This is a genomic window from Fonticella tunisiensis, from assembly GCF_004364155.1.
Taxonomy (GTDB): Bacteria; Bacillota; Clostridia; order Clostridiales; family Caloramatoraceae; genus Fonticella; species Fonticella tunisiensis.
Map to the genome: position 1 here is coordinate 1 of NZ_SOAZ01000045.1, position 8981 is coordinate 8981.

Genomic DNA, 8981 nt, shown 5'->3' on the forward strand with positions numbered 1-8981 from the left:
TGCTCCTTACCATGATGTGATATATTGAATCGGTGCTTTTAATGCGTGCAGCCCTTGGCATAAGATCACTCCTTGATTTTTTTATTTTTAGTATTGCCAGGGCCTTGGGGAAATATACAGACTTGGAAAGTTTTTGTGAACTGTCCCTTGTTTTGTTATCCATCTATAAAGATCTAAAGGCTATTATAGCAGTTGTGAACTGTCCCTTGATCCTTTCCAAAATAAAAGCCACACACAAGTTTCGTGCGTGACTTAATAAAATAATTACTCACTGATGTTAAACCTGTCTTTTAACTCATTTACTAATGAAACGTACTTTTCTCTAATCGCCTTATTATCTTCATCATTTTCTATATTAACGAATTCCTTTTCTAACCCTTTTGCTACATCTTCAGGTATTACCCTTAAAGCAAATCTGTAAATTACATTGTCTTCTTTAAAAATATGGTCTGCTAGCAAGTCTTTATAAGCGATTCCATATGCGATAATTCTCACTTTTGCATCTTTGTTTCCCTTCTCATAATCGTTTAAAGCAAGCTCAAGATGCTTAATGTACTTTCTTCCCATGTCGTGTTCAAGAAGCATTCCTTGTACCGGCCCCTCTGCGTTACTATCCTTTGCCATTTCATTAAAAAGATACTTTTCCTCTTTTCTATGGTGGTATTTATCTGCATAGTTTCTGATAAAATCAATTATCCTCCTGTAAAGTTCAACATCAACTTCCCCACCGTTCGCTATTTCCCTGGAAATATGCTCCACAGAACTTAAAATAACTTTAATGTTTTTATGTTCATTTACAAGAATATCTATCAAGAAAGATTCCTCCCTTTTCTCATTTTGTAAGTCTATTATATACAATTATATTTTAAGTGTATGTATTTTTAATCACATTTTAGCCTCCCAGTGTAATATCCTGCATATCATACCACTTCAATGCATCATAGAAATGCTCAGGCTTAAAGTCAGGCCACATATCATCAATAACATAAAAATCTGCATATACCGATTGAGCAGGCAGAAATCCACTCAGCCTTCTTCTTCCTCCCCACCTAATTATTAAGTCAACCCTTGAAATATCATTTGATTTCAGTTTTTTAATTATGCTCGATTTATTTCCGCCATCATAATTAAATAAACTTCCAAAATCCCATTCCCAGCCGTAATTTACAAGAAAATTAACCTTTACCCCGCCATTTCCAAAGGTTTTTCTCTTTGTAAAAGGAAGCAGTTCTTTCGGAAACATTTTTGACGCTGTGTTTCCAACAACCAGAAGCTCTGCATCCTCCTTGGAAAGCATCTTCACCGCGTCGATGCATGCCTTTGTAAAAGCTACTGTTTGAACGGCAGGCCTCTTGGTATTATCCGCCGTAAAGCCATAAAATGTTATTTCCTTTATCCCTGCTTCCTGGCACAGCTTAAAAAGCTTCAACCCCGGCTCGAGCCCTGCATCATATCCCTTTTCCTTGGACATGCCCCTTGCTTCCGCCCATCTTCTATTTCCATCCGGTATAATTCCTATATGATTTGGAATCCTCATAAAATTTCCTCCTTAAAACTGATTATTCGATACTGGATCTGCATGAAACAAAATTCACCGCAAGATTATGAAAACAGTTTCAATATATGATCTAAATTTAGGCTAAGAAAGCTTTTATATTTACCTTAACGTTTTGCAGTACCTAAGGGTCGATAAAAAAATATATGGAATTCACACTTTTAAAATCCCGAACCCTAGAACCTCTTTGCTAAACGTGCTGATGAATGTAATATATTTTTTATCGCAGTGTCGGCCTTTAGATATTTTCTACTTTTATTCCAATGGGCTTTTAGAACAGCAAAAAATATATTTTTTAGCATTCCAATCAATTACTTCTCTCTTGAAATGTTGGTATTTAAGAACTTCATATACATGTTAAAATATTTTTTCCATTTTTCAGCTGGTTTAACCATCAATTCATAAACAATTTGTTAAACTCTTAATTGAACAATAGAATAAAGCAACATGATGACTCTATGTTAAAAATATCCTCTCCATAAATTTTAATTTCCAAATAAATTGACGGCTTCTCAATACAATACTGAACTGTCCCTATGTTAAAAATAATAAAAAAATCGCTATCGAACATCGAGTTTGATAGCGATTTTTTTAAATACAACAGTCATTTCCAATCTATCTGTATAATGGGAATCTACTGCAGAGCTCCTTGACTCTTTCTTTTGCCTGTCCGAGGTCCTTATCTCTGTTGTCTATAGTCCAGCTTATTATGTCTGCAATTTCAACCATCTCATCTTTTCCAAATCCCCTTGTCGTAACAGCAGGAGTCCCAATTCTGAGCCCGCTTGTTACAAATGGGCTTTGTGGGTCAAAGGGGATGGTGTTTTTGTTGGTTGTAATGCCAATCTCATCAAGCAGGTGCTCAGCATCCTTTCCTGTTATATTCTTGTTTCTTAAATCCAGAAGCATGAGATGATTATCAGTTCCTCCCGATACAAGTTTAAAGCCTCTATCCATAAGGGCCTGTGCCAACGCTTTAGCGTTTTCAACAACTCGCCTTTGGTATGCCTTAAAGTCATCGGACATGGCTTCCTTAAAGCAAACTGCCTTGGCTGCTATCACATGCATTAAGGGCCCCCCCTGTATTCCCGGAAAAATACTCTTATCAATGGCCTTTGCATATTTTTCCTTACAGAGTATTACTCCACCCCTTGGCCCCCTGAGGGTCTTATGGGTTGTGGTAGTAACAAAATCGGCATATTCTGCAGGGTTTGGATGAAGCCCTGCAGCAACAATACCTGCAATATGTGCCATATCAACCATCATGTACGCTCCAACTTCATCACAAATTTCCCTTATCCTCTTAAAATCGATTATCCTTGGATATGCACTGGCACCTGACACTATAAGCTTTGGTCTCTCCTCAAGCGCAAGCTCCCTTAGAGCATCATAATCTATAAAACCATCTTCATTTACTCCATAGGATATAAAGTTGTAAAGTTTTCCTGAGAAATTTACAGGGCTTCCATGGGTCAAATGTCCTCCGTGTGACAAATTCATCCCAAGAACTTTATCCCCTGGCTCAAGTATCGTAAAATACACACCCATATTTGCCTGAGAACCTGAATGGGGCTGTACATTTGCATGTTCTGCACCAAATAATTTTTTTATTCTTTCCCTTGCAATAGTTTCAACTATATCAACATATTCGCATCCACCATAATATCTTTTTCCTGGGTACCCCTCAGCATATTTATTGTTTAGCTCTGAACCCTGGGCTTCAAGAACTGCCCTGCTTGTGAAATTTTCAGAAGCGATTAACTCAATCTTATTCTCCTGTCTTTGTATTTCCAGTAAAATTGCATCATATATTTCCTCGTCTGTGTTTCTTAGATTTTCCATCCTCACACTAACACTTCCTTTCATAAAGGCTTTAAAAAATAAACATGCCCATTATATGTAATATACAAAGGGATATAAATAAATGATAGGTATTACTTCGTTTACGAATAGTCTTACCCTGGATTTATTAATTATTCTACTTCATATTAAGATAAAATTACCCTTCTAAAATTACCCTTTCTAATGTTTATTTTACCACTATTTTCTTTAGTTTCCTACATCGATATCATTATTCATTTAAATTTATCCGTTGAAATAGTTCAGGGACTGAGGGCCGATAAAAAATATATGAGTGAATGAAATATATTTTTTATCGCAGCGTCGGCCTGCAGATATTTTCTGCTTTTATTCCAAAAGGCTTTAACATCTCCATTACTATCCGGCGATAAGTTTGCATTGAAAAGCGTTAAAACAAACCGATAAGCACAAAAATTCCATTTCACTTAATAACTAAATCAAAAAATAAAAAAGACGCTTAAACGTCTTTTTTGCTTTTATTCCATCTACTTTGTAAATTTAATGATAACATCTATTAAGTTATTGATGCTTTCATCATTCAGGTCCTTTCCAACAGCCTTTGATAGGCAGGTTTTTGAATAGTTTTCAAGTATAAGCCCGCCAACCTTGTTTATAGCTGCCCTTACAGCTGCTATTTGAATAAGTATGTTGCTGCACTCCTGTTCGCCCTCAACCATTCTTTCGATTCCTTTAATCTGCCCTTCAATACGCCTTAACCTTTTTATAATATCATTTTTACTGGTTTCCATATATCCTCACCTTATTATCTATAATTTACAAATTGATACTAAATACCATAGTCCTTTTCCTTAAGCATTCGAATCACGCCCTGGATCGTCTTTGCTTTTTCCCGCTACCCTTGCTATATCCTCCACTTATTTATTGTTAATACCAATAATATCCTTCACCACTTCACCGGCTAATATAAGTCCTACAACTGATGGAACAAAGGATATACTTCCAGGGATTTGTCTTCTCTGGCTGCACGTTCTCTCACTTCCTGGAGGGCAAATACAGCTTTTTTTGCAGGAAAACATGCTATCCTGATCTGGTTTAATCGGTTTTTCAGTTGAATATACCACCTTTAATTTTTTAACTCCCCTTCTTTTAAGCTCATATCTCATAACCTTTGCAAGGGGGTCTATACTCGTTTTATAGATATCAGCAACTTCAAATCTGGTTGGATCCAGCTTATTTCCTGCTCCCATGCTGCTTATTATTGGAATTCCCATCTCCTGACACCTGACTGCCAGGTCTATTTTTGCAGAAACCGTGTCAACGGCATCCACAACATAGCTGTAGTCACTTGAAAGAAGTTCGTCAGCTGTCTCCTTGGTGTAAAACGTTTTATATGTTATAACTTCAGCCCTGGGGTTTATCTCCTTTATCCTGGCCGCCATAACCTCTACCTTTGCCTTACCAACGGTTTTAGTAGTAGCATGCAGCTGCCTGTTTATATTGGTTAAACAAACATTATCATCATCAATAAGCACCAGTTTTCCAACTCCGCACCTTGCAAGGGCCTCTGCCGTAAAGGAACCTACTCCTCCAACCCCAAATATTGCCACAGTGCTATTTCTCAGCTTTTCCATAGCTTCGCTGCCAATAAGCAATTCTGTTCTTGAAAAGGGTCCTAACATCTCAATCCTCCCAATTTTTAATGATATACAACCTTAAAAAGCCCGCCGTACCGGTTAGATGGAATGATTGAACCTGCTCCTGGCAGGTGGGTGTCCTCTCTAAGGCTTCTTGTTTCCTTATGTATATAAGGCCTACATTCCACGTTAGAAGTCCGGACTCCCTTTCAATTAGTGTTGGCTCAATACACTATCCATCCTATCGAATACAGCAGGCACCTTTAAATTTAATATATCATCAACTGGGGATTTTATCAACAGTCTTAGCCTATTAATATTATTAACTATTCACCATGTTTTATAATTACAATTTATGTAAATCCGTAAAGCTGGTCCTGTTTGCAATTCCCTGCCTTATGGGTACAGACTATGCTCCTTGCCTCCATTATGATTATGTTTGAAACAACACAATTAATGCAGGCAATCCTCTGCTATTTAATGGGAGCAAAAGGAACAGCCTTCGGCTATTCCTTTATGCATATTCCAAGCTCTTCAAGCTGCTTCTCATCAACATCAGATGGTGCACTTGTCATAGGATCTGCAGCATTTTGATTCTTCGGGAAGGCTATGACGTCTTTGATATTTTCTGTTCCCGTCAGGAACATCACAAGCCTGTCAAACCCGTATGCAAGGCCACCATGTGGTGGAGGTCCGAACTTAAAGGCTTCAAGAAGAAATCCAAACCTTTCCCATGCCTTCTCCATTGTAAATCCCAGCGCCTTAAACATCCTTTCCTGAAGCTTTGTATCGTGTATTCTTATGCTTCCTCCGCCTATTTCCTCACCGTTTAGTACTATATCATAGGCCTTTGCCCTTACCCTGCCTGGATCAGTTTCAAGAAGTTCCAAATCCTCTTCCATTGGCATAGTAAATGGATGATGCTTGGCAACATATCTGCCCTCTTCCTTGTCATATTCAAGCAGTGGAAACTCAGTAACCCAAAGGAATTTTAACTCCTTATTGTCAGGCCCTATGAGGTTCAGCTTTCTTCCAAGTTCAAGCCTGAGGGCTCCAAGGGATGCATATACAACATCAAGTTCATCTGCAACGATTAAAAGAAGGTCTCCTGTCTTTCCTTCCATTCTTTCAATTATTCCATTTAGCTCTTCCTCAGTTAAGAACTTGGCTATAGGAGACTTTATTTCTCCACCCTTTAATGCAATCCATGCGAGGCCCTTTGCACCATAGGTCTTTACATACTCGCCAAGCCTGTCTATTTCCTTTCTTCCAAAGTCTGCACAGCCCTTTGCGTTTATTCCTCTTACGCTCCCGCCTGATGCAATGGCATCCCTGAAGACCTTGAAGCCGCAGTTTTCAACCACGTCGCTAATGTTAACAAGCTCAAGCCCAAACCTTATATCCGGCTTATCCGAACCATATCTATCCATAGCCTCCTGGTAGGGCATTCTCATAAAAGGAATCTGTATATCCACATTAAGAACTTCCTTAAACAGCCTTTGTATTAACCTTTCATTTAACTCTATGACGTCATCAACATCAACAAAGGACATTTCAATATCTATCTGAGTAAACTCTGGCTGTCTGTTAGCCCTCAAATCCTCATCCCTGAAGCATCTTACAATCTGGAAGTACTTATCAAACCCGGAGAGCATTAAAAGCTGCTTGAAAAGCTGCGGAGACTGCGGCAGTGCATAAAAGTTTCCCGGAAACTTTCTGCTTGGCACTAAATAGTCCCTTGCACCCTCTGGAGTACTTTTTGTCAGCATAGGCGTTTCGATTTCAAGGAAGCCGTTTTCATCCATGAAATCCCTGACAACCTTTGCAGCCCTGTGTCTTATCATGAGTTTTTTCTGCATGTCTGGCCTTCTAAGGTCCAGGTACCTGTATTTTAACCTTATGGACTCTGCAGCATCGAGATTTTCCTTAATATATATGGGCGGCGTTTCGGATTCCGATAAAATCCTTAAACTCTCCCCCTTTATTTCAATCATTCCCGTCGGAAGATCCGGGTTTGGAGCTTCCCTAAGCATCACAGTTCCAGTAACTGCAAGAACATATTCATTCCTTACGGTCTGGGCCTTCTCATAGGCCTCCCTGTTTATCTCCTCGCCAAATACAATCTGAACTATTCCTGTCCTGTCCCTAAGATCAACAAAGACAAGGGCTCCAAGATCCCTCCTTCTCTGCACCCATCCCATTACTGTAACCTTCTGCCCAACATTTTTTTCACTTAATTCCCCACACATTATGGTTCTTTTTAAGCCTTTCATGCTTTCTCCCATTTTATCCCTCCTTATAATCTGCCTTTCATTTCATTAACTAAATTAGATATCTCTATTTCAACCTCTTCGCCCGTTTCCATATTCTTAAGCTTTGCCCTGTTTACATTTAGCTCATCATCCCCTAAAACCATCGTAAATCTTGCACCTATTTTATTGGCATATTTCATTTGTCCCTTAAGGCTTCTTGCCATCAAATCCCTTTCGCAGGGTATTCCCTCTTCCCTGAGGGAGAGAACAAGCCTTGATGATGCAAGCTTTGCAGACTCTCCAAGGGCTGCTATGAACAGTGCCGGTCCCCCGGGCTTTAGGATATTAATTCCATAGGCTTCCATGGTGAGTAAAAGCCTTTCTATGCCGAGGCCGAAACCTACTGCTGGCATATCCGGACCTCCGCATTCCTTTATAAGGTTGTTATATCTTCCTCCGCCGCAAACGGTGCTCTTGGCACCTATATCCTCTGAAATTATCTCAAACACGGTTCTTGTATAATAATCAAGGCCCCTAACTATATTAGGGTCCACAACAAAGGGAATATTAAGGGCTGCAAGCTCCCTCTGAAGGCTTTCAAAATGCTCCCTGCAGTCGCGGCAGAGGTAATCCAAAACCACAGGTGCGTTTTTGGCGATTTCCCCGCAATTTAGATTTTTGCAGTCAAGTATCCTAAGGGGGTTTCTTTCATACCTGTCCTGACATGTTGGACACAGGTTTTCAAGGTTCTCCTTAAAGTACTCCCTTAACGCCCTGTTGTATTCCTTTCTGCACTCAGGACAGCCTATGCTGTTTATATTAGCCTTTAAGTTAGTAATGCCAAGCCTCTTGAAAAAGGTCATTGCAAGGCTAATAACCTCAGCATCTGCAGATGCGTCCTGTGCACCATATATCTCAACTCCAAACTGGTGATGCTGTCTTAGCCTTCCAGCCTGGGGTTTTTCATATCTAAATATCGGTGATATATAGAAAAGCTTGGTCGGCTGAGCATCAGAAGCCATGCCGTTTTCAATAAATGCCCTTACAGCAGGCGCTGTCCCCTCAGGTTTCAGGGTAATGCTTCTCCCCCCCCTATCCTCAAAGGTGTACATTTCCTTTTGAACAATATCCGTTGTTTCACCAACACCCCTCAGGAAAAGCTCTGTATGTTCAAATATTGGTGTTCTTATCTCTCCGAATCCAAACTCCCTGCATATTTTTCTTGCCTGTTCTTCAACATAATGCCATTTATATACCTCCTGAGGTAGTATATCCTTTGTTCCTCTAGGCGCTTTAGTTAACATATTTCCCCTCCTTAAAAATAAAAATCCCGTCCCTGAAAAGGGACGGGTTATTCCCGTGGTGCCACCCTAATTGGTTTAATACCCACTCAAATCCTTAACGCGGAAAACGAAAAACCCTACTTAATTTCAGGCATCAGCTCCCGGGTGTCTTTCACCCGCCTTAACCAAAAAGCCCCTCTCAATCACGGAGGCTTCTCCCTGTTTGGTGTTTGCAGATTACTCCTCCCGTTCACAGCCTTTGACGTATCATAGGATATCATATTTTACTTTGAATTATTATATATAATATATGGCAATTATGTCAAGTATTATTCACTACTTTCAGAGATTTCGCATCTAATTTCCAGTAAAGCTTTTTTCTTTATAGGAAATTAGATTTTTTCTATTTTATTGAAATTTTGGAAGGGAAAAAGGC

General features: G+C 39.4%; 7 protein-coding genes, 1 other RNA gene and 1 other annotated feature. All 8 genes read right to left on the reverse strand.

Annotated features, from left to right (window positions below; all coding sequences use genetic code 11):
* Positions 1–264: 264 nt before the first annotated feature.
* Entirely contained in the window at positions 265–813 is a 549-nt protein-coding gene (locus EDD71_RS14630) for a hemerythrin domain-containing protein (RefSeq protein WP_166636508.1), read from the reverse strand.
* Positions 814–892: 79 nt separating this feature from the next.
* Positions 893–1537, reverse strand: coding sequence for an undecaprenyl diphosphate synthase family protein (locus EDD71_RS14635; protein WP_133629464.1), 645 nt, complete (start codon positions 1535–1537; stop codon positions 893–895).
* A 633-nt stretch (positions 1538–2170) separates the two neighbouring features.
* Complete coding sequence (gene glyA / locus EDD71_RS14640; RefSeq protein WP_166636509.1) at positions 2171–3403, reverse strand: serine hydroxymethyltransferase; 1233 nt, start codon at positions 3401–3403, stop codon at positions 2171–2173.
* Between the two features lie 497 nt (positions 3404–3900).
* Positions 3901–4164, reverse strand: coding sequence for a metal-sensitive transcriptional regulator (locus EDD71_RS14645; RefSeq protein WP_133629465.1), 264 nt, complete (start codon positions 4162–4164; stop codon positions 3901–3903).
* Positions 4165–4290: 126 nt separating this feature from the next.
* Positions 4291–5055: a tRNA threonylcarbamoyladenosine dehydratase gene (locus tag EDD71_RS14650; protein ID WP_133629466.1), complete on the reverse strand. Its 765-nt coding sequence runs from the start codon at positions 5053–5055 to the stop codon at positions 4291–4293.
* Between the two features lie 35 nt (positions 5056–5090).
* Positions 5091–5273, reverse strand: a non-coding RNA gene (gene ssrS, locus EDD71_RS14655) — 6S RNA.
* 243 nt (positions 5274–5516) lie between these two features.
* Positions 5517–7295, reverse strand: a complete 1779-nt coding sequence (gene aspS, locus EDD71_RS14660) for an aspartate--tRNA ligase (RefSeq protein WP_133629467.1) — start codon at positions 7293–7295, stop codon at positions 5517–5519.
* A gap of 11 nt (positions 7296–7306) precedes the next feature.
* On the reverse strand, positions 7307–8566 hold the full coding sequence (hisS, locus tag EDD71_RS14665) for a histidine--tRNA ligase (protein ID WP_133629468.1): 1260 nt from the start codon (positions 8564–8566) through the stop codon (positions 7307–7309).
* A 35-nt stretch (positions 8567–8601) separates the two neighbouring features.
* Positions 8602–8808, reverse strand: a binding site (T-box leader).
* Positions 8809–8981: the final 173 nt, after the last annotated feature.

Coding starts and splice junctions, on each gene's coding strand:
- EDD71_RS14635 (WP_133629464.1), bottom strand. CDS start 1,537: ATGAGGATTCCAAATCATATAGGAATTATACCGGATGGAAATAGAAGA.
- aspS (WP_133629467.1), bottom strand. CDS start 7,295: ATGGGAGAAAGCATGAAAGGCTTAAAAAGAACCATAATGTGTGGGGAA.
- hisS (WP_133629468.1), bottom strand. CDS start 8,566: ATGTTAACTAAAGCGCCTAGAGGAACAAAGGATATACTACCTCAGGAG.
- EDD71_RS14650 (WP_133629466.1), bottom strand. CDS start 5,055: ATGTTAGGACCCTTTTCAAGAACAGAATTGCTTATTGGCAGCGAAGCT.
- EDD71_RS14645 (WP_133629465.1), bottom strand. CDS start 4,164: ATGGAAACCAGTAAAAATGATATTATAAAAAGGTTAAGGCGTATTGAA.